Source organism: Pantoea phytobeneficialis, from assembly GCF_009728735.1.
GTDB lineage: Bacteria > Pseudomonadota > Gammaproteobacteria > Enterobacterales > Enterobacteriaceae > Pantoea > Pantoea phytobeneficialis.
This window is the reverse complement of sequence record NZ_CP024636.1, coordinates 3,801,552-3,824,812: the sequence shown is the minus strand read 5'-3', so window position 1 is coordinate 3,824,812 and position 23,261 is coordinate 3,801,552. Positions and strand designations below refer to the sequence as shown.

20 protein-coding genes are annotated in these 23,261 nt (G+C 55.9%); 9 read left to right on the top strand and 11 right to left on the bottom strand.

Annotated features, from left to right (window positions below):
- Positions 1-50 precede the first annotated feature (50 nt).
- The 3 genes from sstT to CTZ24_RS17645 form a co-directional block, all read right to left on the bottom strand.
- The gene (gene sstT, locus CTZ24_RS17655) at positions 51-1,286 is read right to left on the bottom strand and encodes a serine/threonine transporter SstT (RefSeq protein ID WP_208724242.1); all 1,236 of its coding nucleotides are present in this window, start codon (positions 1,284-1,286) and stop codon (positions 51-53) included.
- 232 nt (positions 1,287-1,518) lie between these two features.
- Positions 1,519-2,490 carry a TerC family protein gene (locus CTZ24_RS17650; RefSeq protein WP_036625557.1) on the bottom strand — a complete coding sequence of 324 codons (972 nt, stop codon included), beginning with the start codon at positions 2,488-2,490 and terminating at the stop codon, positions 1,519-1,521.
- A 319-nt stretch (positions 2,491-2,809) separates the two neighbouring features.
- Positions 2,810-3,793: a Gfo/Idh/MocA family protein gene (locus CTZ24_RS17645; RefSeq protein ID WP_208724241.1), complete on the bottom strand. Its 984-nt coding sequence runs from the start codon at positions 3,791-3,793 to the stop codon at positions 2,810-2,812.
- Between the two features lie 151 nt (positions 3,794-3,944).
- On the opposite strand from CTZ24_RS17645, the gene CTZ24_RS17640 reads away from it, so the two are divergent.
- The gene (locus CTZ24_RS17640) at positions 3,945-5,633 is read left to right on the top strand and encodes a chloride channel protein (RefSeq protein ID WP_021183512.1); all 1,689 of its coding nucleotides are present in this window, start codon (positions 3,945-3,947) and stop codon (positions 5,631-5,633) included.
- A 42-nt stretch (positions 5,634-5,675) separates the two neighbouring features.
- Here the strand turns inward: CTZ24_RS17640 and CTZ24_RS17635 are convergent, their stop codons facing one another.
- The 6 genes from CTZ24_RS17635 to CTZ24_RS17610 form a co-directional block, all read right to left on the bottom strand.
- Positions 5,676-6,056, bottom strand: a complete 381-nt coding sequence (locus CTZ24_RS17635; protein ID WP_208724240.1) for a Rid family hydrolase — start codon at positions 6,054-6,056, stop codon at positions 5,676-5,678.
- 36 nt (positions 6,057-6,092) lie between these two features.
- Positions 6,093-7,451, bottom strand: a complete 1,359-nt coding sequence (locus tag CTZ24_RS17630) for an MFS transporter (protein ID WP_208724239.1) — start codon at positions 7,449-7,451, stop codon at positions 6,093-6,095.
- Positions 7,452-7,502: 51 nt separating this feature from the next.
- Complete coding sequence (locus CTZ24_RS17625; protein ID WP_208724238.1) at positions 7,503-8,198, bottom strand: SDR family NAD(P)-dependent oxidoreductase; 696 nt, start codon at positions 8,196-8,198, stop codon at positions 7,503-7,505.
- A 13-nt stretch (positions 8,199-8,211) separates the two neighbouring features.
- Positions 8,212-9,501 carry a flavin-containing monooxygenase gene (locus tag CTZ24_RS17620; protein WP_208724237.1) on the bottom strand — a complete coding sequence of 430 codons (1,290 nt, stop codon included), beginning with the start codon at positions 9,499-9,501 and terminating at the stop codon, positions 8,212-8,214.
- Between the two features lie 131 nt (positions 9,502-9,632).
- Complete coding sequence (locus CTZ24_RS17615) at positions 9,633-10,556, bottom strand: LysR family transcriptional regulator (RefSeq protein WP_021183507.1); 924 nt, start codon at positions 10,554-10,556, stop codon at positions 9,633-9,635.
- A gap of 72 nt (positions 10,557-10,628) precedes the next feature.
- Positions 10,629-11,129: a M48 family metallopeptidase gene (locus tag CTZ24_RS17610; protein WP_208724236.1), complete on the bottom strand. Its 501-nt coding sequence runs from the start codon at positions 11,127-11,129 to the stop codon at positions 10,629-10,631.
- A gap of 81 nt (positions 11,130-11,210) precedes the next feature.
- On the opposite strand from CTZ24_RS17610, the gene rlmG reads away from it, so the two are divergent.
- Positions 11,211-12,329 carry a 23S rRNA (guanine(1835)-N(2))-methyltransferase RlmG gene (gene rlmG, locus CTZ24_RS17605; protein WP_208724235.1) on the top strand — a complete coding sequence of 373 codons (1,119 nt, stop codon included), beginning with the start codon at positions 11,211-11,213 and terminating at the stop codon, positions 12,327-12,329.
- Here rlmG and CTZ24_RS17600 read toward each other — a convergent pair whose 3' ends face one another.
- Positions 12,330-14,333, bottom strand: coding sequence for an NADPH-dependent 2,4-dienoyl-CoA reductase (locus CTZ24_RS17600; RefSeq protein WP_208724234.1), 2,004 nt, complete (start codon positions 14,331-14,333; stop codon positions 12,330-12,332).
- 299 nt (positions 14,334-14,632) lie between these two features.
- Here CTZ24_RS17600 and idnD point away from each other — a divergent pair, with 299 nt between their 5' ends.
- The 4 genes from idnD to idnR all read left to right on the top strand — a co-directional run bounded on the left by idnD (position 14,633) and on the right by idnR (position 18,876).
- Entirely contained in the window at positions 14,633-15,664 is a 1,032-nt protein-coding gene (gene idnD / locus CTZ24_RS17595) for an L-idonate 5-dehydrogenase (protein ID WP_208724233.1), read from the top strand.
- A 9-nt stretch (positions 15,665-15,673) separates the two neighbouring features.
- Positions 15,674-16,438, top strand: a complete 765-nt coding sequence (gene idnO, locus CTZ24_RS17590) for a gluconate 5-dehydrogenase (RefSeq protein ID WP_021183502.1) — start codon at positions 15,674-15,676, stop codon at positions 16,436-16,438.
- 70 nt (positions 16,439-16,508) lie between these two features.
- Entirely contained in the window at positions 16,509-17,828 is a 1,320-nt protein-coding gene (locus CTZ24_RS17585) for a gluconate:H+ symporter (RefSeq protein ID WP_021183501.1), read from the top strand.
- 28 nt (positions 17,829-17,856) lie between these two features.
- The gene (idnR, locus tag CTZ24_RS17580; RefSeq protein ID WP_208724232.1) at positions 17,857-18,876 is read left to right on the top strand and encodes a DNA-binding transcriptional regulator IdnR; all 1,020 of its coding nucleotides are present in this window, start codon (positions 17,857-17,859) and stop codon (positions 18,874-18,876) included.
- Here idnR and CTZ24_RS17575 read toward each other — a convergent pair.
- Complete coding sequence (locus tag CTZ24_RS17575; RefSeq protein WP_208724231.1) at positions 18,840-19,559, bottom strand: purine nucleoside phosphorylase YfiH/LACC1 family protein; 720 nt, start codon at positions 19,557-19,559, stop codon at positions 18,840-18,842. The two genes, idnR and CTZ24_RS17575, sit on opposite strands and share 37 nt — an antisense overlap.
- Positions 19,560-19,668: 109 nt before the next feature.
- On the opposite strand from CTZ24_RS17575, the gene CTZ24_RS17570 reads away from it, so the two are divergent.
- The 3 genes from CTZ24_RS17570 to CTZ24_RS17560 all read left to right on the top strand — a co-directional run bounded on the left by CTZ24_RS17570 (position 19,669) and on the right by CTZ24_RS17560 (position 23,140).
- Positions 19,669-20,478 (top strand): 5'-nucleotidase, lipoprotein e(P4) family, encoded by an 810-nt coding sequence (locus CTZ24_RS17570; protein ID WP_036625550.1) that lies wholly within the window; start codon positions 19,669-19,671, stop codon positions 20,476-20,478.
- 569 nt (positions 20,479-21,047) lie between these two features.
- The gene (locus tag CTZ24_RS17565) at positions 21,048-21,689 is read left to right on the top strand and encodes a carbonic anhydrase (protein ID WP_208725585.1); all 642 of its coding nucleotides are present in this window, start codon (positions 21,048-21,050) and stop codon (positions 21,687-21,689) included.
- A 2-nt stretch (positions 21,690-21,691) separates the two neighbouring features.
- Positions 21,692-23,140 carry a SulP family inorganic anion transporter gene (locus tag CTZ24_RS17560; protein WP_208725584.1) on the top strand — a complete coding sequence of 483 codons (1,449 nt, stop codon included), beginning with the start codon at positions 21,692-21,694 and terminating at the stop codon, positions 23,138-23,140.
- The last annotated feature ends 121 nt before the right edge of the window (positions 23,141-23,261 follow it).

Here is a 23,261-nt window from a genome sequence, read left to right as displayed (position 1 = left end):
GCGATGCAGGAAAAAAAACGCGCAATGAATCGCGCCGCTACGGGAAATAATTATACTGCGGTGCGCGTCTCGCGTTCTGCTTCGGCCTGACATACCGCCGCGGTAAACAGAATATCGGTTGACGAGTTCAGCGCGGTTTCGGCTGAATCCTGCAACACGCCAATAATAAAGCCCACCGCAACCACCTGCATCGCTAGATCGTTGGGTATGCCAAACATATTACAGGCAACCGGGATCAGCAGCAGGGACCCCCCCGCCACCCCTGAAGCGCCACAGGCGCACAGCGAGGCCACCAGGCTAAGCAGAATCGCCGTCGGCACATCAACAGAAATCCCCAGCGTATGCACTGCCGCTAGCGTCAGCACGGTAATGGTGATTGACGCACCCGCCATGCTGATGGTGGCACCCAGCGGAATCGAGACTGAATAGGTGTCTTCATCAAGGCCCAGGCGTTTCGCCAGCGCCATATTCACCGGAATATTGGCCGCGGAACTGCGGGTAAAGAAGGCGGTGACGCCGCTTTCGCGGATGCAGGTGAATACCAACGGGTAAGGATTGCGGCGGATTTTGTTTAACACCAGCAGCGGGTTGACCACCAACGCCATCAGCAACATACAACCCAGCAGCAGCGACAGCAGGCTGGCATATTCCCACAGCGCATCAAAACCGGTGGAGGCAAGAATCGATGCCACCAGGCCGAAAATACCCAGCGGCGCACAGCGGATCACGCAACGTACCACCCAGGTCGCGGCGTTTGAGGCATCATTGAGGAAAGCTTTGCTGCTCGGGCTGGCGTGCCGGAATGCCAGGCCAAGCCCCAGTGCCCATACCAGAATACCGATGTAATTAGCATTCATCAGGGCATCAATCGGGTTCGCCACCATACTCATCAGCAGGCCATGCAATACCTCAGCGATCCCGGACGGCGGGGTGATTTCAGTTTTACCGACATTCATCGACAACATTTGCGGGAACAGATGGCTGAAAATCACCGCCACCACTGCCGCAAAGAAGGTGCTGAGCAGATACAGCATGATAATCGGGCGGATATTGGTTTTCTGCCCTTGCTGATGGTTAGCAATCGAGGAGATTACCAGCACCAGGACCAACAGCGGTGCCACGGCTTTCAGCGCGCGAACGAACAGTTCCCCCAACAGGCCGACCGCCAGCGCGGCATCACGCGAGAACCAGGCCAGCGCCACACCGGCAATCAGACCCAGCATAATTTGTTTTACCAGGCTGCCCGCAAACAGCGCGCCCAGACGTCCAATGATGTTTGTTTGCATATCACGATCTTTTTATATGGCGGTAATAAGTTTGCTGCGCGGAGCCACCACGCAGCCCTAGTTTAACGGGCGGAGTATAAGGAAAACATGCGTTGAAGAAAGAGAAAATTCTGTCTTTGTGGGAATGATTGGATTTTCGATCTGCTAATGATGTTATCTGTGACAGCAGTATAAAGTGTGACTGTTTATGGTGGCAAAATAAAGCAGGGGCGATTAACGCCCCTGTAGCAGATTATGATGATATCTTCTTCTGGTCGTTTCTGCGGTTAACCCAGGCATTAATCAGCAGTGTTCCCCCCAAAATCACCCCAACCACCGTCAGCGAAACCCCTACCGGAATATGCCAAAACTCGACGATCAGCATCTTGATACCGATAAACACCAGCACAATCGCCAGACCGTATTTGAGCATTGAGAATCGCTCGGCCACGTTTGCCAGCAGGAAGTACATGGCACGCAGACCGAGGATGGCGAACAGGTTAGACGTCAGCACGATAAACGGATCGGTGGTGACGGCAAAGATTGCCGGGATACTGTCGACGGCAAAGATCACGTCGCTCAGCTCCACCATGATCAACACCAACAACAACGGGGTGGCGAACAGCACACCGTTTTTACGCGTGAAGAATTTCTCACCTTCCAGACCATCGGTCATGCGCAGGTGCTTACGCAGCCAGCGCACCAGCGGTTTGTCGCCGACTGCGTTGTCATCTTCTTCTTTCGCCAGCGCCATTTTCAGGCCAGTGAACAGCAGGAAGGCACCGAAGATATACAGAATCCAGCTGAACTGCGTAACCAGCCAGCTACCACCGAAAATCATGATGGTACGCAGCACGATCGCGCCCAATACGCCATAAATCAACACACGACGTTGCAGTTGCGCCGGAATAGCGAAGTAGCTGAACAGCATCAACCAGACAAAGACGTTATCGACTGCCAGCGCTTTTTCCAGAATATAACCGGTGAGGAAAGCGAGGGTTTGGGCGGTGGCAACCTCGCGCCCGGCGGTGCCGTTGAGGTACCACCAGAAGGCGGCGCTGAACAGCAATGAGATGGAAACCCAAACCAGCGACCAGACAGCCGCTTGTTTGAATGACATTGTTTGTGCGCCGCGACGTCCCTGAAGAAAGAGATCGATCGCCAGCATGATAAGCACTACGACAGCAAAGCTGCCCCAGAGTAGTGGTGTGCCTACAGATTGCATAAGCGTATCCTGTCCTGAAAATAAAAAAGGCTGATGTCAGAAGACGTCAGCCGCTTTATTAGGTATAAGCAAACCTCGCCTTCCGGCAAGGTCTCACTTACAACTCAGAATAGATTCCGCGTTGCCTGATGACCGGATGGGCAAATAGCGCATCGTAATGACGATCAATCAGCTTACAAGTTACTCCCCTTTGCTGTTGCGTAAATTACGTGCTGCAAAGTGAATAAGCAATAAGATGTCGGAAATATTTAGACATATTTACACAACAAACCACATTCCGTAGCGGCGCGATTTATCGCGCAATTTCGTGCGCGTATCATCAATTAACCTGATCCGCCGGGAAAACCACGCCAGTCTGGCGGCGGATTTCCGTTAGCAGCGCTGCGGTGATCCGCGACGCCTGCAACCCCGGGTGTTCCACCAGGCCCTGGCTTACCCGTTGCGCAAAGGTTTCGGCCTCATACAACATCGAGTTGATATGCTGTGGTTGGGTCAGATTCTGGCTCTCGCCGCCACGCGGGGTAAAACGCAGTTGCTGGCACTCGGAAATTTTCTCGATCACCAGCGAACCTGCTTCGCCCTGAATCTCACTCGGAATCAGTGAATCGCTGACTTTCGAATGCAAAATCGTCACATCAAAATCGCCGTAGCCCAACACCACCACGCCGTGCGCATCCACACCGCTTGCCAGCAGTGACGCTTGTGCAGTGACCCGTTGTGGTTCACCCCATAACGTCACAGCCGCTGCGAGGCAGTAGTAACCAATATCCATGATCGAACCATTGGACCAGCGCGGATTAAAGGTATTGGGGTTTTCACCATCAAGATAACGCTGATAACGTGATGAATACTGACAATAATTAAGCAGCGCTTTGCGCAGCTTGCCGACCTGCGGTAACGCTTTTTGTAACTGCAAAAAAGTGGGCAGGCTGGCAGTTTTAAAGGCTTCGAACAGCACCACTTTGTTGTCACGCGCGCAGGCGATCATCGCTTCTGCTTCACGCAGGTTGGAGGACAGTGGTTTTTCGCAGATCACATGCTTGCCGTGCGACATAAACAGCAGCGCCTGCTCGCAGTGCAATGCATTGGGGCTGGCGAGGTACACCGCGTCAATGGCATCGCTGGCGGCCATCTGTTCCAGCGAGGTGAAGGTTAGCGGGCAAGGATAATCTGCGGCGAACGCTTCAGCCTGCTGCTGGCTGCGCGAATAGATGGCGCTCAGTTTCATTTTGCCGCTTTCATGTGCGGCGTCGATAAACTGGCGGGTGATCCAGTTGGTTCCCACAATAGCGAAGCGAATCACGTACGGTTTCTCCGGCAAGGGTAAAACGGCAGAGTAACACGCTGACCCGGTGGCGTAATTAGCAAACGCAGGCGAAATTTGATCCTGAGATCCGCATTCCAATATGATGATGCAGCTACGATTTTTAACCCGGAAAGAAGAGGACGCGCGGGTGAGCGGAAGTAAAAATGCCCTGAACTGGACCACATTGCTGATTGCTATCCCCGTGGGGTGTGCGGCCTCGCTGGTCACGCTGGCTTTTCGCGGGGTGATCGATCTGATTAACCGTTTGTTATTTAACAGCGATAACGAAATCACGGTGGCGATGCACGCCTGGCCGTGGATTTTCTGGCCGCTGTTGGTTGGCGCGGGCGGCCTGTTGGCCGGGTGGTTTTTACGTTATGCCGTGACCATCGAGCAGCAGGAAACGGTGAAAACCGATTATCTGGAGGTGATCAACGCCCGGCTGGATGCGGTGCCGACCAAAACATCGCTGTTTCGCGCCCTGTCATCGATCGCCAGTATCGGCAGCGGTGCCTCAATCGGTAAAGAAGGGCCGATGGTGCAGCTCTCGGCATTGTGCGGCAGCCTGATCGGGCGCTGGTTGCCAAAATCGCTTGGCCTGCGTAACAGCGATATTGTGGCGATGGCCGCCGCGGCCGGACTTTCGTCGGTGTACCACGCACCGCTTGCCTCGGCCATTTTTGTTGCGGAGATTGCCTTTGGCATCTCCGCGTTGCAACGTCTGATCCCGCTGGTGATCGCCTCGGCGGTTGCAGTGATGACCATGTGGTCGCTGGGATTCCGCAGCGCGCTTTATCCGCTTTCCAATGTGACTTTCCAGATGGATATCACCAGCCTGCTGCTGACGGTGGTGATTGGGCTGGCATCCGGGCTGGCCGGCTGGTTGCTGATTAAATTGATTGCGCGCAGCAAGACGATGTTCAGTCGGGTACGTTCCCTGCCGCTACGGCTGGGCGCTGGCGGGTTGGCGGTGGGCTTTCTGGCGCTAATCTCCACCGATATTCTGGGTAACGGCTATGAAGTGATCGTCAAAATCATCGATGGTCATTATCTGCTGGGTGGCTTGCTGGCGTTGTTGGTATTAAAAATCCTGGCGACCACGCTTTCGGTTGGCTCCAATGCGGTCGGCGGGTTGTTCACCCCTTCGTTACTGATTGGCGCGCTGCTGGGGGCGTTGCTGGCAAGTTTAGGGGCGGTGTTGCATCTGCCGGTCGGCGATACGTTGTTATACGCGGCGGTCGGTATGGCGGCGGTGCTGGCGGCCGTCAGCCAGGCACCGTTAATGGCGATGCTGATGGTGCTGGAGATGACGCTTAACAGCAGCCTGCTGTTCCCGTTGATGATTGCGTCGGTGCTGGCCTCGATGCTGGTGTACCGCCTGCAATCCGCCAGTACCTATCCGGTGGTCAGTGGGCATCTGAGTCGTTCCGAAGCCAAATACGATTTCGATAATATGCGTGTCGACCAACTGATCATTCCCGGTGCCGCCTTGCAGCCAGAGGAATCGGTGGGGCAGGCGCTGGCGGTCAGCTCGCTGAAGCGTGAGCGTTATGTCTATGTCATCAATGCCAGCGGCCAGTTTCTCGGCGTAGTGTCGATTCACGATATTGCGCGCAAAGTGCTGGCGGAGGAGATCACCCTGCATTCACCGGTCAGTACGGTGATGGACAGTAATTTCCCGTGTATTTATCAGAACCAAAGCATGCGCGAAGGGTGGGAGGCGTTTGCCCGTGTCACGCTGGAACGTCTGCCAGTGCTGAATAACCCGCAGGAGCGCCGTTTCCTTGGCGCGTTGACCAAAACCAGTCTGATTCAGAAGGCGCAGGAATTTTTGTAATTCTGCCACGCGCAGCGCCCGATGCAGGGCGCTGCTGGCGGCTTAACGAATGGCGTAGGTTTCAATTTCTACCCGCTGCCAGGTTCGCAGCATCGAATCCACCTGCACGATGGTGCTGGCCGGACGGATGGTGCCAAAGGTTTCAAGATGCGCCTTTGCCACCTTTTCCGCATCGTTGATGTCACGGACATACACCACGGTACGAACCACATCCTCCATTTCCATATCCGCCTGCTGAATCACGCTGGCGATGGTGTTCATGATCGATTTTGTCTGCTCGTAAGCATCGGCCTTTTCAAAGTCAGGCGTGGCGCAGGTGCCTGAGATATGCAGCTGATTGTCGGCTTTGACCGCCCGTGAGTAACCAAAAACAGACTCATAGGCACCGCCGGAAGAGATTTTAACTTTCGTGGTCAGGGTCATTTTATGCTCCATAGATACACAGGTGATAAAGAGAGGTCAGGACGGCAAGGGCTTGCCGGTACGGTCCTGCATTTTCCACAGCGCCAGCAGACCCAGCACCGCGCCGCCCATCAGGTAAAACGCCGGAATTAGCGTGATACCGGTTTTTTCGATCAGCCAGGTATTCACCAGTGGCGCGGTGCCGCCGAGCAGTGAAACCGACAGGTTGTAGCTAATGGCGAAGCAGCTGTAGCGTACGGTGGTGCCGAATAGCGAAGTCAGGGTGGCAGGGATGGTGCCCTCGAAGAACAACATGCCGAGAATTAACACCGCCATACCGATGACGATCGCCGCCAGGCCATGACTTTGAATCGCCCAGAATACGGGGATCGCAGAAAGGATAATCAGCACACAGCCGGTCAGGAGCATGCGCTTTCTGCCAAACCGGTCACCCAGCATGCCGAACAGCGGGATAAACAGCAGCAGCGCGAGGGTTGCAATCAGCGACAGCCGGGCGCTGAATGCGGCGGATTTCCCCATAAAGCTCACCAGGTAGCTCGGGATATAACCCAGCACGATGTAGTAGTTGATATTGAAGGTGGCGACCAGACCGGCGCAACGCAGCAACTGCGGCCACTCTTTAAGGAATAATGTCCAGCGCGCCGGGGACTGCGCTTCGGCGCGGGCTTTACCGGCCTGCATTTCACGAAATACCGGGGTTTCATCGACGCGCAAACGGATAAACAGCGCGACAATGCCCAGCAATCCGGCAATCACAAACGGCACCCGCCAGCCCCAGGCAATCATGGTGTCATCGCCCAATGTATTGCTGATCACATTGACGATAACCCCGCCCACCAGGAAGCCGGAAATGTTGCCAAACTCCAGCCAACTGGTGAAAAAGGTGCGGCGTTTATCCGGGCTGTGTTCGGCGATAAAAATGCAGGAGCCGCCATATTCACCGCCGGTGGAGAGTCCCTGCAACATGCGCATCAACACCAGCAGAATCGGGGCGGTGATGCCTATGCTGTGATAACCGGGGATCAGCGCGATGCAGAGGGTGGCAATCGACATCAGGCTGATGCTGGCAACCAGCGCGGTACGGCGGCCATATTTATCGCCAATCGGGCCAAACAGAAAGCCCCCTAACGGCCGGATAACAAATCCGGCGGCAAACGCCGCATAAATGGCGATCAATTCGTTGTAGCTGTTGCTGGTGGGGAAGAAAACTTTTGCCATCGTCATCGCCATCGAGGAGTAGATAGCGAAATCGAACCATTCCACCATATTCCCCAGCGTGACGCCGGTGACTGCGCGAGTTAAATTACCGTCGCGCGCCATGTGACGCGATGTCGGTCGCTCCTTTACATAGCGAACTGCTCCCTGAAGTGCTGGATTTATTGTTTGTTGTTTCATTGTCTTACCCTGTCTGTTTGAAGTGGAGTACGACGCCTGTGAAAAAAATGCTTAACGCATATAACTGCCCCCGGAGATAACCAGGGTTTCGCCGGTGATATAGCCCGGTTGTGAACTGAAGGCCCACACCCAGTCGGCGATCTCTCCGACACTGGCCGCACGCTGCATCGGCACGGCTTTAACACCTTCATGAATACGCCCGCTTTTTAGCGTGCCTTCGGTCTCGACCCAGCCGGGGGCGATGGCGTTCACCACGATTTTTTTGCCAACCAACTCAATCGCCAGCGATTTCACCAGCGACACCACCGCAGCTTTCGAGGCGCTGTACAACAGCTGACCCGGCGAGACGGCAAAGGCATCGACTGAGGCAAACATCAGCAACGCGCCACCCTGTTCGCTGATAAATTCGCTGGCGACTTTGGCGGTATTTACGCTACCCAGCACGTTGACGTCGAAAATCTGGCGATAGAGCGCATCGTTGCTGCTCTCCAGCGTGGAAACCGGAAAAATCCCCGCAGCGTTGATCAGCGCGCTAACGCGACTGCCCTGGAGCGCACCGGCCACCGCGTCGCGTAACGCGCTGTAGCTGGTGATATCAGCCACCACCGGCGTGATGCCGGGTTGTGGCGGTATTTCGCTGCGATCGATGGCGATCACCGCCCAGCCTTCGCGCTGAAACTTCTCCATCACGGCTTTGCCCATCCCGGAGGCGGCACCGGTGACCAGGGCAACAGGTTGTTTGTTCATGGTTTTTCTCCCGTCAGGCGGTTAAGGAAGCGTTGTGCAACAGGCTGCTATGCATGGTTTCCAGCAGATCCAGCGTGCGCCAGGTTTCATCGAGGTTGGCTTGCCACAGACGGCGCACGATATCGATACGCGCCTCATGCGGCTGCTGGGCCGCCAGCAGGCTGGCGATGTTGGGGATGCCCTGTTCACGCAGCTGAATCATGCGCGCGATAAGCCGCGTTTGCTGGCAGTAGGTCGGCCATTGCGGGCCGCGTGGGGCAGAAAGCCCGACAAAATAGAGGTTCTCCAGCGTGGTCGGCAGGGTCATGGCGGCGGTGCGTAACGGTACGCCATCCTGCCAGTCGAGCAGGGTCGCATCGAGGAACGGTAAACGGGTGTGAAAACCGGTGGCCCAAAGAATGCTGTCGTATTCTGTGGCGCTGCCATCGCTGAAATGCACCGTTTTGCCGTCGATATGATCGATGGCCGGACGCACGCCGATACGGCCATGCTGAATCCAGTACATCAGCAGGGTGTTGACCACCGGCGGCTGTTGTTCGAGGTCCCAGCTTTCTGGTTGCGGCATGCCGGGATAGTTTTCCCAGCGGCCCACGGAGATCATGGTCAGCACTTGGGTGACCGCATTCTGCATTTCCGGCGGTAACTGATTAAGGAAAGGAATTTCAGCGCGCGGCATACCAAGCAGCGCCTTAGGCTGGAACACTTGACCCCGGCGAATCACGATATCGGTAGTCAGACGATGCTGAGCGGCGTCAACTGCCAGGTCGCAGCCAGAGTTTCCGCAACCCACCACCAGCACCTTGCCTTGCAGCTGATCGGTGTTGCGATACTGGCCGGAATGCAGCGAGATACCGCTGAAGTGGCTAGCTTCTGCCGGGAACGCGCAGTCCCACAGGTGCCCATTGGCGACCAGCACGCCCTGGTAATGACGTGTCTGACCATTTACCGTCACCTGCCAGCCTTCGCTACCTGCCTTACCCAGCGGAACAATGCGTTCAACCGTGCTATTGAAATGGATTTGTGCTCTGAGGCCGAAGTGGTCGGCGTAGCTGTCGATGTAGTGCCGCACCTGATCGCGGCTGGGATAGACCGGCCACGACTCGGGCATTGGGAAGCCATCAAAACCGGAGCTTTTTTTCGGGGTAATCAGATGCAGGGCATCGTAGTCATGATGCCAGTGGCCACCGACCTGGCCACTTTTCTCAAAGCAATCAGCGTCGATACCCAGCTCTTGCAAGGTGCGTAGCGCCGCCAGACCAGCAGCTCCTGCACCAATCACACAATAGCGCGCCTGTGATGTCATACGTCTCTCCTGCAAAGTTATTGCAACATTGGGGTAACGTGATTGACATAGTTTTAAGCGGCTATTTGCACGGGATGAATAGGGTTATGATTTTGGTTCATATAGGTTTGCCCTATACCCAGCGTTTTCCATCAGCATTCGATATGGCTGTACGCCATCTGTACCTCCTGCAAATAACGTCGCATCAGTTGCATCATTTCGCGGGTGGCGGATGAGATCGCGGTATCGGCGCGGTGGATAAAGGCAAACACCTCAAAAGCCGGAGGCTCGATCGGCACCCACTTGAGTTTGTCGCTATAACCCAGGTGGTGGAGGATCGGACGCGTAGCGATAAGATCTCCCAATCCCCGTGCCGCCAGTTCCAGCGCGGTAGCCTGGTGCTCCACTTCAATAATCGGCTCCAGCCGTGCGCCAATCTCCTGCGCCCGTTGGTTGAGCAGACGGCGAATCGGATCGCTGTTATGCCAGGTGGCTTCGCTGAGGATCAGCGGGGCGTTGAGCAGCGCCTGCATATCCTTACTGCCTTCCAGCCGCGCGTCGCTGGCTGAGATATAGCCAATCTGCGTGGACCACACCGGTTCACTGATCACCAGGTTTTTGTTGTTCACCGGCAGCATCACCAGACCTGCTTCAATTTCGCCATCAATTACCGAGCGCGCGACCTCCGAGGAGTTGGTTCCGACCAGTCGCATCCGCACCCCCGGATAGCGCGCGCGGAACTCACAAATCAGATCGGCCAGAAAATATTGGTAAGCGGAACTGAAGGTGCCAAACGAGGCGAGACCATCCTTGAGCTGGCGCACCGACTGCACCGCTTCGTAGCCGCGTTGTGCCGCCTGGGTGGTGGCGCGGGCATGGGGTTCGAGACGTAGTCCGGCTTCGGTCAGGATCAGACGACGGTTGGTGCGAATAAACAGATGGGTGCCCATCTCGCTTTCCAGTCGCAGAATCTGGTCGGACAACGACGGCTGCGAGATATGTAACGCCTCAGCCGCTTTCGAGATGGTGCCAAAATCGATAGCGGCAAGAAAATAGTTCAGCTGCTGAAGTGTCATTGCGCCAACCCATTAAGTGAGGGAAATCAGACGCCTCTGAGCATATGCGCTACCACAGGAAAAGCAAACCGGTCAGGCGGCGTTGCCGCGTAGCGCCTGGTCGGTCATCCACAGCCGCGCATCGAACTCCAGTTGATGGTAATCCGGCTCCATATGACAGCAGAGTTGATAGAAGGCTTTGTTGTGATCTTTCTCTTTCAGGTGTGCCAGTTCATGCACCACGATCATGCGCAGGAAGGGTTCCGGTGCGAGGCGGAAAAAGGTGGAGATGCGGATTTCCGCTTTGGCTTTCAGGTTGCCGCCCTGCACGCGGGAAATGGCGGTATGCAGGCCAAGGGCGTGCTTCATCACCTTGATTTTATTATCCCAGATAACTTTGCTCACCGGCGGCGCGCTGCGCATATAACGGCTTTTCAGGCTTTGCGTGTAGTCGTACAGCGCTTTGTCGCTCACCACATCGTGGGTATCCGGGTAGCGCTGCTGGAGAAAAGCCCCCAGACGTTGGTGGTCAATCAGCGTCTGGACCTGGGTGAGGATATGTTCAGGGTAGCCCTGGAGGTAGATTAATGACATTGGGATTCCCGGCGAAAGACAGTATACTGCGCCCCCTTTTTAGGGCGAAAATCGCGCAAAGTGTACCACGCCGGAGATTCCATGAGCCAACTTGAACTGACTGAACGCACCCTGACGTTGCACCGCTTTCCACCGATGCGTGAAGAAAGCCCGTTGCAGGCGTGGGATGCGGCAGATGAATATCTGTTGCAGCAGGCGCTGCCGGATGGCCCGGTGCTGGTGTTTAACGACAGCTTTGGCGCGCTGACCTGCGGATTAAATCCGCGCCAGGTCTGGCACGTCAGTGATTCCTGGCTCAGTCAGCAGGCGGCACGCCAGAATCTGCATCTTAACCAGCAGGATGAAGATCAGGTAACGTTCCTCGACAGCCTGGCGGCATTACCGTCGGCCCCGGCGGCGGTATTGATCAAAATTCCTAAGACGCTGGCGCTGCTGGAACATCAGCTGCGTGCGTTACGCGATGTGGTCACCCCGGACACCCTGATTCTGGCGGCGGCAAAAGCCAAAGATATCCATAGCTCCACGCTGCAACTGTTTGAACGTATTCTCGGCGAGAGCAAAACCTCGCTGGCGTGGAAAAAAGCGCGTCTGATTTACAGCCGCTACACCGCGCCCAAGCTGCCTGACCTGGCGCAAACCACTGTCTGGCCGCTTGACGGCACCGATTATCAGATCCACAACCATGCCAACGTGTTCTCCCGCAGTTCGCTGGATATTGGCGCGCGCTTTTTTATGCAACATCTGCCGCATGATATCGAAGGGGAGATTGTCGATCTTGGCTGTGGCAATGGGGTGATTGGCCTGATGGCGCTGGAGCAGAATCCCCAGGCGGAGGTGCTGTTCTTTGACGAATCGTACATGGCGGTGGCATCCAGTCGTCTGAACGTTGAAGTGAACCGACCGCAGGATGTGAATCGCAGCCAGTTCCGCGTCAATAACGTGTTGAGCGGCTTCCCGTCCGATCGTCTGCACGCGGTGCTCTGCAACCCGCCGTTCCATCAGCAGCATGCGGTGACTGACCACCTGGCGTGGCAGATGCTGCGTGATGCCAAACGATGTCTGCAATATGGCGGCGAGTTGCGCATCGTTGGCAACCGCCACCTCGATTATCACCACAAAATGAAGAAGCTGTTTGGCAACTGCACGCTGGTGGCGTCGAATGCCAAGTTTGTGGTGCTGCGTTCGGTCAAACTGCGTTAATCACAGGCTGAGCGCCAGCTCGGTGGCTTGTGCGATGGCGCGGCGGGCATCCAGCTCCTGCGCCACATCGGCCCCGCCAATCAGCCTGACCTTTTTGCCGCGCGCAGTGAGCTGATCTGCCAGCACCCGCAGCGGTTCCTGACCGGCACAAATCACCACGTTATCCACCGCCAGCACCTGGGTTTGGTCCTGATGACGCAGGTGCAGACCCTGGTCGTCAATCTTCAGATACTCCACATCGCCCCACATGGTGACGCCGTGGGCCTGCAAACTGGCGCGATGAATCCAGCCGGTGGTGCGCGCCAGCCCGGCACCCGGTTTGCCAGATTTACGTTGCAGCAACCAGATCTGCCGATCAGCGGGCAGCGGCTGGGGGGTAATCAATCCGCCACGAGCCGCCAGTGCGCGGTCAACGCCCCAGCTTTGGTAGAAATCTTCGTGATGACCTGCCTGATGCAGCAGATATTCTGCGGTATCAAAACCGATGCCTCCCGCGCCAATAATGGCCACCCGCTTGCCGACCGGTTTTTTATCCCGCAATACGTCGAGATAGCTGAGTACGCACGGATGATCGATGCCGGGTAACGTCAGTTGGCGCGGCGCAATGCCGGTGGCGACGATCACTTCATCGGCGTCCTCCAGTTGGTCGGCGCTGACGCGGCACTGGGTATGAATCTCCACGCCAGCGGCCTGGAGTTGGTGGCGGAAATAACGCAGCGTTTCGCTGAACTCCTCTTTGCCGGGGATCTGACGGGCGATATTAAACTGCCCGCCAATCTGTGCCTCGGCTTCATATAGCGTCACCTGATGCCCGCGCTGTGCCGCCTGCAAGGCAAATGCCATACCCGCCGGTCCTGCGCCCACCACCGCCAGCCGTTTGGGTTGAGTGGCAGCGGTCACTGGCATCAGCGTTTCATGACAGGCGCGGGGATTGACCAGACAGGAGGTCACTTTGCCGACAAAAATCTGGTCGAGGCAGGCCTGATTACAGGCGATACAGGTATTGATCGCTGCGTCATCACCCGCCTGGGCTTTGCTGACAAAGGCGGCATCGGCGAGAAATGGGCGCGCCATCGACACCATATCCGCAATGCCGTCACGTAACAGCTCGGCAGCCACCGCCGGATGGTTGATGCGGTTGGTGGCAATCACCGGCACGGAAACGCGCTCGCGCAGGTGTTTGGTCACCCAGGCAAAACCGGCGCGTGGCACGCAGGTGGCGATGGTTGGAATACGCGCCTCGTGCCAACCGATGCCGCTGTTAAACAACGTGACGCCGCACTGCTCCAGTTTTTCCGCCAGATCCAGCGTTTCATGCAGCGTGCTGCCGTTGTGCACCAGATCCAGCATTGAGATGCGAAAGATAATAATGAAATCGTTACCGACCGCCTCGCGTACTGCACGCGTCACCGCCAGCGCGAAACGTTGACGGCGTGACACATCGCCACCCCAGTCGTCGTCCCGCTGGTTGGTGTGCGCTACCAGAAACTGGTTTATCAGGTAACCCTCTGAACCCATGATTTCGACGCCATCGTAACCGGCCTGCTGAGCGAGGCGGGCGCATTGGGCGAAGTCGGCGATGGTTTGCCGAATATCAGCGTCGCTCAATGCCTGGGGCATAAACGGATTGATCGGTGCTTGCAACGGTGAGGGGGCGACCAGATTGCGCTGATAACTGTAGCGTCCGGCGTGCAGGATTTGCAGGGCGATTTTGCCGCCCCCGGCATGTACCGCATCGGTGATGGTGCGATGCCAGCCGCACTGACTTTCCTGATTAAGAATGGCCCCACCCTGGGCGACCACTCCTTGCGGATTGGGCGCGATACCGCCGGTAACAATCAATGCCACCCCTTCACGCGCGCGCTCTGCATAGAAGGCAGCGAGCCGGGATGCGCCATCGGCATGTTCTTCCAGGCCGGTGTGCATGGAACCCATCAGAAAGCGGTTTTTGAGTTGGGTAAAGCCTAAATCCAGCGGAACAAACAACTCAGGATGCGGAGTCATAATCACTCATAAATTAAGTGGTCGGATGAGTTAACTTTAGCGTCAATTAATTGGGAAGGAAGTGCAATGCATCCAGCTTGTGAGAAGTGTCAAAAAAGCGCGATAAATCGCACCGCTACACCAGGGGTCCACGCGCAATTTATTGCGCGATCTTGCCTCCGACGCTGAATCAGCTTGCCCGTATCACGTTATGCGTAACAGCTTTTCCGTAACATGGTTTTGAGTGATCTTCATCACAGTTTTAACCCCTGTAACCCGGTTTTATGACCCCCATTGCAACACCACTGAATGGGGAAGTTATGAAAATCGAAACGCAATCCTGCGTGATCACCGGAAAACAACAAGTCAGCGTGGCGCAGCAGCAGGTGGAGTGGAACGGCAAAGGCACGCTGGTACGCATTACGCGCGGGGGTATTTGCGGCTCCGACCTGCATTATTATCAGGAAGGTAAAGTCGGTAGCTATGAAGTCAAGATGCCGATGATCCTCGGCCATGAAGTGATTGGTTTTGTGGTGGAAAGTGATGATCCACGCCTGAAGCCGGAACAAAAAGTGGCGGTTAACCCGTCCAAACCTTGCGGTGAATGCAAATATTGCCGCCGTGAGCAGGAAAACCAGTGCGTTTCGATGCGCTTCTTCGGCAGCGCCATGTATGTGCCGCATGTCGATGGCGGGTTTACCCAGTACAAAGTGGTGGACAGCGCGCAGTGCATCCCTTTCCCACAGGACGCAGACGAAAGCGTGATGGTGTTTGCCGAGCCGCTGGCGGTGTGCATCCATGCCACCCACCAGGCAGGCGATCTTACCGGTAAGCATGTGTTTATCTCCGGCGTTGGCCCGATTGGCTGCCTGATCGCCGCAGCGGCCAAAGCGCGTGGTGCGGCATCGATTGTCTGTAGCGATATCAGCGAACGTTCACTGGCGATGGCCCAGCAAATGGGGGCCACTGACGTGATTCATGCCGCCAACGGCGACTTCACCCCTTACCTGGCAGACAAAGGCTACTTTGACGTGTCTTTCGAAGCCTCTGGTCACCCTTCTTCGTTGCAACGCTGCCTCGACGTGACCTGCGCCAAAGGTACTCTCGTGCAGGTGGGTATGGGCGGAGCAATTCCCTCGTTCCCGATTATGCAATTGATTGCTAAAGAGATTAACCTGGTCGGTTCCTTCCGCTTTACCCATGAATTCAATACCGCTGTCGAGTGGCTGGCACAGGGCGTGGTCAAGCCGCTGCCGTTGTTCAGCGGAGCATATGGCTGGCAGGACATTGATGCGGCGTTGCAGTTTGCGGGCGACAAAACCCGGGCGGCAAAAGTCCAGTTAACATTTTAAGGAGATACGATGAGTCAGCTATTTTCCCTCGAAGGTAAACGCGTACTGATCACCGGTTCGGCGCGCGGAATTGGTTTCCTGCTGGCACGCGGTCTGGCGGAAGCGGGTGCAGAAGTGATCGTCAACGCCACCACCCCAGCCGGGGCCGAGCAGGCGGCAGCGAAACTGCGTGACCTTGGCTTGCGTGCTCAGTCGAAAGCCTTTGATGTTACACAATCGGCGCAGGTGCAGCAGGCGGTAGACGAGATTGAAGCCGAGTGGGGCGCCATTGATGTGCTGGTGAACAACGCGGGTATTCAGCGTCGCCGTCCGTTCCTCGAATTCCCTGAGCAGGACTGGAATGACGTGATTGCCGTGAACCAGACCGCGGTATTCCTGGTGTCACAAACGGTGGCGAAGAAGATGGTGGGACGTCAGCAAGGCAAAATCATCAATATCGGTTCGATGCAGAGCGAATTGGGCCGCGACACCATCACGCCGTATGCCGCTTCCAAGGGGGCCGTCACCATGCTGACACGCGGTATGTGCGTTGAGCTGGCGCGTCACAATATCCAGGTCAACGCCATTGCACCGGGCTACTTTGTTACCGAGATGACCCAGGCACTGGCTGACGATCCGGCTTTCACCGGTTGGCTCACCAAACGTACCCCAGCGGCGCGTTGGGGCAAACCTGAGGAGCTGATTGGTGCAGCGGTGTTCCTCTCCTCAAAAGCCTCCGATTTCGTCAATGGTCACTTGCTATTCGTCGATGGCGGTATGCGCGTGGCGGTGTGATGTGACTGGCGCATTCACCAGGGTGCGCCTAAACCTTAATCACCTCTTGTTTCTCTATGGATAATAAAAAATGCCAATAACCATAATCGTTCTGGGCGTGGTTCTCCTGCTGGTTTTAATGATTGTTTTCAAGGTCAACGGCTTTATCGCTCTGGTGTTTGTCTCCGCTGTGGTGGGGATTGCCGAAGGGATGACGCCGCTGAATGTCATGGCGTCGATCCAGAAAGGTATCGGCTCAACGCTGGGCGGGCTGGCGATGATCCTCGGCTTCGGTGCCATGCTTGGGCGGCTGGTGTCGGACACCGGGGCCGCGCAACGGGTCGCGACCACGTTGATTGCCGCCTTCGGGAAGGAGCGACTGCAATGGGCGCTGGTGGTCACCGGGCTGATTGTTGGTCTGGCGATGTTCTATGAAGTGGGCTTTGTGCTGCTGCTGCCGCTGGTGTTCACCATCGTTGCCGCTGCCGGGTTGCCGTTGTTGTATGTCGGTGTGCCGATGGTGGCTGCGCTGTCCGTTACGCACTGCTTCCTGCCGCCGCATCCTGGTCCAACGGCCATCGCCACTATTTTCGGCGCGAACCTCGGCACCACGCTGTTGTACGGCATGATCATCACCATCCCGACGGTCATTGTCGCCGGTCCAATCTTCTCGAAGTTCCTCAAAAGCTTTGAAAAGTCACCGCCGGAAGGGCTGTATAACCCGAAAATCTTCACGGAAGAGGAGATGCCGGGCTTCGGAATCAGTATCTTCGCCGCCGTGATCCCGGTGGTGCTGATGGCGGTCGCTGCGGTGTTTGAATTAACCACGCCGAAAGAGAATCCGCTGCGTCAGTTCTTTGAATTTATCGGCAACCCGGCAGTGGCACTGTTTATCGCCGTGGTCATTGCAGTCTTCACCCTTGGCCTGCGCAATGGGCGCAAGATGGAGCAGGTGATGGATATGTGTGGCGAGTCGATCGCTGCCATCGCCATGATCATCTTTATCATTGCCGGTGGCGGTGCCTTCAAGCAGGTGCTGGTGGATAGCGGCGTGGGTAACTACATCGCCGATATGATGAAAGGCTCCTCGCTGTCTCCGCTGCTGATGTGCTGGACGGTGGCCGCGATGCTGCGTGTCGCGCTCGGTTCTGCCACGGTTGCGGCGATCACCACCGCGGGTATCGTGACGCCAATCATTGCGGCGACTCATGCCGATCCGGCGTTGATGGTGCTGGCGGTCGGATCCGGTAGCGTGATCGCCTCGCACGTTAACGATCCGGGCTTCTGGCTGTTCAAAGGGTATTTCAACCTCAGCGTGGTTGAGACGTTGAAAACCTGGACGGTGATGGAAACGCTGATCTCGATCCTGGGTCTGGCGGGCGTGTTAATCCTTAACGCGTTGATCCACTAAATAATATGGCTGCACAGGGAGGTGAGCTATGACAACAACGTTGCAGGATATTGCCGAGCGGGCGGGCGTTACCCGGATGACCGTCAGCCGTTATCTGCGCACACCGGATAAGGTCGCAGCACAAACCGGCGAGCGTATCGCACGCGCAATGGCTGAGCTTAATTACGATCCCCAACGCCCGGTAGCGATGCCGGGTCATGCACCGGGACGTACCTTGGGGGTGTTGATCCCATCGTTTAAAAATCAGATCTTTGCCGATCTGCTGAGTGGCATCGAACAGGCCACTCGCGCCAGTCACTGTCAAACGCTGATCGCCAACTACAACTATGATCCCCGTAGCGAGGAGGAGCAGGTACGTAACCTGCTTTCCTGGAATATTGACGGCATTATCCTGAGCGATAAGCACCATACGCACCGTACCGTGAAATATCTGCGTGCGGCTAACATCCCGATTGTTGAGGTGATGGATACCCAGGGGCCGTGTCTGGATATGCAGGTGGGTTACAACAACTTCGATGCGGGCTACGACATGACGCGCACGTTGCTTGAACAGGGGCGGCGCTGCATTGTCTATCTCGGCTCGCTGGACGATCGGCGTGATGAGTGTCGGTTTCAGGGCTTTCGTAAAGCCATGCAGGAGCAGAAGTTACGGGCGGCACGTATCAACCCTCGCGCCATGTCATCCCAGCGTCTGGGAGCCACCATGCTGGAACAGGCATTGCGGCTGCACCCTGAACTGGATGCGATTTTCTGCACCAATGACGATTTGTCCCTCGGCGCTTTGTCGTGGTGCCAGCGTCAGGGGATTGCGGTGCCGGATAAGATCGCCATCAGTGGTTTTCACGGCCTGGAGAGCAGCCGTGAAATGTATCCCAGCCTCGCCAGCGTGGTCACGCCACGCTATGAGATTGGCTACCAGGCGGCAGAGCTGCTGCTGAAGAAGATCGCCGATCCGGCGTTCACGGTGGACAGCGTTGATCTTAACTACCAGATTTTTATCGGTGAAACCCTTCAGTCACGGCAGCGGATCCACGAAAAACGTGACTGATAACCGCTGGCGAAATGGGTGTTGTAGCGGTAGCTGGACCCGCTCTCGGCCATACAATAGGTACACATCTCCACCACCTCAATCTGCGCAGCCGGGATACCGCGTTGTTGCAGTAAACCCCGCGCCAGATGCGGCAAGTCAAACCAGATCCCGTGCTGTTGTGGTTGTGCCTGGGGACGGATAGCACGCAGATTTTTCGGTTGGGTTTCGGACCAGCTCAGGGAGGGCAAACCCGGTTGTGCCTGCATTTCATCCACTAAATTTCTACCCAGTTCGTAGCAGCACGGCCCAATCGCCGGGCCGATGGCGACATGCAGCGTGTTCGTTTGCGCGCCCAACGTGAGTAGACGATCGATGGTGCTGTTCAACACGCCGGACAGCGTGCCTTTCAGGCCAGCATGCACCGCCGCCACCTGGCGACTATGGGTATCGGCAAACAGTACCGGCAAACAATCGGCGGTGTACACCGCCACCGGTCGCGATCCCTCGCCAATCACCGCGTCAGATTCGCAGCTTTTGGGCGGCAGGTTATCGGTCGCCATCACCACGGTCGCGCTATGGCGCTGGTGTCCGTAGGCCGCGTCGTCAGGAGCTGCAACGCCCGCAGGCTGAAAGGCGTACTCCAGCCAGCTCAGCGCATCCAGCAAGGATGAACGTGGAACCTGGAGTGGGTGGTGAGCCATAAGTATCTCCTTTATCTTGCCGATCGCTTTGTACTGCCAACCGCGTTGGTTAACTGCTACATTTTTAACGCTTTACCTAAACTGACCGCAATCGCTTAAGGATGAAATGATGAAAAAAACCACCTGGCTGGCCGCCTCCGGCCTGATGGCATTGGTGCTGACAGGCTGCGCGCAGCCAAACAAACAGCAGGCACAGATGCAGCTTGCCCAGCAATCGGTGCTGGCCGTCAACTGGTTCCAGCAGTCGGGCGAATATCAGGCGCTGAGCTGGCAGGCATTCAATACTGCGCGTATGGCGTTTGATCAGGCCCCTTCGCTGGCGGGTAAGCCGAAAGCGGTGATTGTTGATCTTGACGAAACGATGATTGATAACAGCGCCTACAGCGCGTGGCAGGCGAAGAATGGTCAGCCATTCAGCGGAAAAACCTGGTCTGCCTGGACCCAGGCGCGCCAGGCAACGGCGGTACCGGGAGCGGTCGATTTCGCTAACTACGTGAACAGTCACGGCGGCATCATGTTTTACGTCTCCAACCGTGACCAGAAAGATTACGCCGCGACGGTGGATAACCTGAAGAAACTCGGTTTTACCGGGGTGAGTGAAAAAACGGTGCGACTCAGTACCGGCAGTTCCAACAAACAGGCGCGTTTTGATGCCATCAAAGCGGAAGGCTATAACGTGGTGCTGTACGCCGGGGATAACCTGAATGATTTTGGTGGGGCGACATGGCATCAGGGCAACGCGCAGCGTCAGGCGTTCGTGAGCAGCAACCATCAGCGTTTTGGCACCCAGTTTATCGTCCTGCCTAATCCACTTTATGGTGACTGGGAGAGCGGGATGGCGGAAAACTACAACAAGTTGACGCCAGAACAGCAGTTGCAGGTACGTGAAGCGCGTCTCAAAGCGTGGAACGGTAAATAATTCGTCAGGCAAAAAAGCGCCTGTGATGCGGGCGCTTTTTTATCCGCTTTAGGTCCGGCAATATTTACTTTTCATTGCAACTATTACTCCCCTCATTATTTTCCTGATCTCTTGCCACCACAATCGGTCGATAATGGCGTGTTATTCTGCAATAAAGATTATTTTATGGTGAAATCGTCTAATCATAAATTTTATAATTAAGATATTTCCTGGTAAAAATGGTCTGTCTGGTATGGAAGATCGAAAGTCCTGATCAAAGTACGTGTATTTTTTTGTCATTGCATTAAAAACTCACCATTGAAATTAATAAATAACTTTATGATTTTAATGCGTATCATTCGGCGTAACATTGCGGCCATCTCTTGCATAACCTTACATTTCTCTGACGTAAACTGAATCTCAATTTACATTGAGAGGCATTTTGTCGCACGTAGAAATATTCCTGGTGCATAACTACTCTTAAGTGTCTATAACCATTTTCTGTGAGGGATCTTCAGTTTTTCCCCTGAATCAGGTCTTATTCACGGCGTTATTCGCCTGGATGCGATATTCCCGGACATTAAGAGAAGATAATTGTGACGACACTCAAACCCTTATTAGCGAAAAATCGCAGTTGGGCATTACAGCGCCGCCAGCGTAATCCGCACTATTTCGAAAAATATCTTCATCAGCAGAAACCCCATTCCTTGTGGATTGGCTGCTCCGATAGCCGTGTTCCGGCGGAAGTGTTGACTGGCGCACATCCCGGCGAGCTTTTTGTCCATCGCAATATCGCCAATATGGTGGTGCCTGATGACGACAACTTAATGAGCGTATTGCAGTACGCCATTTTCTATCTCGGCGTACAACGCATTGTGTTGTGCGGCCACTACGGCTGTGGCGGGGTGCAGGCCGCGCTGGGACTGCCGGAAAGCACGCTGGCTAAAGAGGATTCGGCGCTGGCGCGCCGCATTGCAGCTCTGCGCCGTGACCTGGCGCAGGGACTGGCGGCGTATCGTGCTGCCGATGCGCACGAAGAGGAGAGCGACAAACTTAACCGTCTGGTGGAGGCCAACGTGCTGGCCCAATTTGCTCAACTGACTGGCAGCGAACCGGTGCGTTCGGCATGGCAGGCCGGTCAGACGCTGGACGTGTTTGGTTGCGTGTATGACCTGCAATCAGGACATCTCAAAGAGTTAATTCAGCAATCTACAGAGGAATCGATACCATGAATCTGCATACCTTGCGCCAGGATATCCCGGCCGGTCTGGTGGTTTTTCTGGTGGCGCTGCCACTCTGTCTCGGTATTGCCCAGGCCAGTGGCCTGCCGCCGTTTGCCGGTCTGCTCACCGGGGTGATTGGGGGGTTGCTGGTCACTGCGTTAAGCCCGTCGCGCTTCGCCGTGAGCGGCCCGGCCGCCGGGTTAGTCACCATTGTGGTGGCGTCAATCGAGACGCTGGGCAGTTTCTCCGCCTTTCTCACCGCATTGATTCTTGCCGGTTTGTTGCAGTGCCTGTTTGGTTTGTTGCGTGCCGGACGTTTTATCGCGCTGGTGCCGGGTAGCGTTATCAAAGGAATGCTGGCCGCGATTGGTATTTTGCTGATTATCCAGCAGATTCCGGTGGCGCTGGGGGCCGCAGGCGATGCGGAGCTGGTGTCGCTGGTCAATGGCGAGTTTGCCTTCTCCACCTCGGCAATGCTGGTGGCGGGCGTTGGCCTGGTGATCCTTTGGTTGTGGACCACGCCTGTCGTCAAGTCGATCAAAGCGTTGAGCTGGATACCGGGGCCGTTGGTGGCGGTACTGGTCGGCTGTCTGGCGACGCTCTTCGGTTTGGCTGGCCTGCCGCGTATTGCCCTGCCGGAGTTTGACAGCATGGCTCAGCTTGCTGCTGAGTTGGAAACCCCGGACTGGCTGGCATGGCGTAATCCGTCGGTGTGGGTGGTGGCGGTGACGCTGGCGCTGGTTGCCAGCCTGGAAACATTGCTCAGTCAGGAGGCGCTGAAAAAGCTGCGTCCACAACATCCGGCACCGTCACCCAATAAAGAGATGTTTGCTCAGGGGGTGGGAAATCTGACCGCCGGTTTACTTGGGGCGATGCCGATCACTGCGGTGATTGTGCGTAGTTCGGTTAACGTCAGCGTGGGTGCACAAACCAAGGTGTCGATTCTGCTGCATGGCGTGCTGCTGCTGATTTGCGGTTTGTGGTTCAGCGATTTACTGAATGCCATCCCACTCGCCAGCCTCGCTGCGGTGTTGTTGTATACCGGGTATAAACTGGCGACGCCACGCTTGTTCATCGAACAAATACGTATGGGTGCGCAGCAATATGTACCTTTCCTCGCCACCATTGGCGGCATCATCGTGTTTGGCATGCTGGCGGGGATTGGCATCGGTATTGCAACCCAGCTTTTGTGTAGCCTCTATCAAAGCCATCGTAATGCGTTGCAACTCACCCGTTATGACGACCATTACGTATTGCGCTTCCAGCAGAATCTGACCTTTATTCACAATCCCAAATTGCAGGGACTACTGGCGGAGATCCCGGAAAATAGCGTGGTGATTGTGGACCACGATAATGCTGAGTATCTCGATCCGGATGTGAAGGCGGTACTCCAGGATTTTGGCGAAAGTGCGGATAAACGTGGCATTCGTCTGAGTCAATGGCCAGTCGCGGTAAAATAGCAATCGGTTAGCCACTGAAATTTGTGTTTTGGCTTAAAAATCGGATATCTCGGATATCCGATTTTTTTGTTTACAGGGCATAATTATCCCGCTTTTCTCCAACATCCTTTAGTACCGGCGA